The sequence below is a fragment of the Rhizobacter sp. P2_H2 genome, assembly GCF_056403375.1.
In genome coordinates, this window is the sequence record NZ_JBFUFP010001183.1 from 1 (window position 1) to 1,577 (window position 1,577).

The following is a 1,577-nucleotide window of genomic DNA, read 5'->3' on the forward strand; positions in this document are numbered from 1 at the left end:
GTTCAACGCCGAGGCGGTGAAGGCCACGTTCGACCGCGTGACGAACCCCGACAACAAGCTCAAGCGCTACAACCTCTACAAGAACATCGCGAAGACCGAGGCGCTCGACGCGACCACGGTGCGCTTCACGCTGAAGGAGCCGTTCTCGCCGTTCATCAACACGCTGGCGCACCCGTCGGGCGTGATCATCTCGCCGGCGGCGCTCGCGAAGTACGGCAGCAAGGGCATCGCGCAGAACCCGGTGGGCACCGGCCCGTTCAAGTTCGTCGAGTGGAAGGCCACCGACTACCTGAAGGTCGAGAAGTTCGACGGCTACTGGAAGAAGGGCTACCCGAAGGTCGACAGCATCACCTGGCGGCCGGTGGTCGACAACAACACGCGTGCCGCGGTGATGCAGACCAACGAGGCGCACTTCGCGTTCCCGGTGCCGCCGGAGGCGGTCGAGACGCTGTCGAAGAAGCCGAGCCTGGAGGTGACCGCCTCGCCGTCGATCATCCAGCGCTACCTGTCGATGAACGTGCAGCAGAAGCCGTTCGACAACCCGAAGGTGCGCGAGGCGATCAACTACGCGATCAACAAGGATGCGCTGATCAAGGTGGCCTTCTCCGGCTACGCGATCCCCGCCGAAGGTGTGCTGCCGCAGGGCGTGGAGTACGCCGCCAAGCTGGGGCCCTGGCCGTACAACCCGGCCAAGGCGCGCGAGCTGCTGAAGGAGGCCGGCTACCCGAACGGCTTCGAGACGACGCTGTGGTCGGCCTACAACCACACGACGGCGCAGAAGGTGATCCAGTTCGTGCAGCAGCAGCTGGCGCAGGTGGGGATCAAGCTGCAGGTGCAGGCGCTCGAAGCCGGCCAGCGCGTCGAGCGCGTCGAGAGCGCGCAGGACCCGGCGACCGCGCCGGTGCGCATGTATTACGTCGGCTGGTCGTCGTCGACCGGCGAGGCCGACTGGGCGATGCGCCCGCTGCTGGCCTCGGAGTCGTTCCCGCCGAAGCTGTTCAACACCGCGTACTACAAGAACGAGGTGGTCGACGGCGCGATCGCGAAATCGCTGGTGACCACCGACAAGGCCGAGAAGGCGAAGCTCTACACCGAGGCGCAGAAGCAGATCTGGAAGGACGCGCCCTGGGCCTTCCTGGTGACGGAGCGGCTGGTGTCGGTGCGGGCGCGCAACCTGGCGGGGTTCTACGTCATTCCTGACGGCAGCTTCAACTTCGACGATGTCGAATTGAAGTGATTGAATGGTCGTCTACCTCATCAAGCGCCTGCTGGGGCTGCTGCCGACGCTGCTGATCGTCGCGGTGCTGGTGTTCGCCTTCGTGCACCTGCTGCCGGGCGATCCGGCGCGGCTGGCGGCGGGCGTCGATGCCGGCCCCGAGACGGTCGAGCTGGTGCGCCGCGACCTCGGTCTCGACCTGCCGCTGCCGCAGCAGTTCGTGCGCTTCTTCAGCCATGCGCTGCAGGGCGACTTCGGGCTGTCGATCCGCAGCAAGCGGCCGGTGTCCACCGAGATCGCCGAGCGCTTCGGCCCGACCTTCTTCCTGACCCTCGCGGCAATGGGCTGGTCGGTGCTGCTC

Annotated in this window: 2 protein-coding genes; both read left to right on the top strand. The window is 66.4% G+C overall.

Annotated features, from left to right (window positions below; all coding sequences use genetic code 11):
- Nucleotides 1-1,237, top strand: a 1,237-nt coding sequence (gene gsiB / locus AC1D15_RS31375; protein WP_477829115.1) for a glutathione ABC transporter substrate-binding protein GsiB, incomplete at its 5' end; no start/stop codon positions are given.
- A gap of 4 nt (nucleotides 1,238-1,241) precedes the next feature.
- A partial coding sequence (locus AC1D15_RS31380) for an ABC transporter permease family protein (protein ID WP_477829116.1) occupies nucleotides 1,242-1,577 on the top strand: 336 nt, incomplete at its 3' end.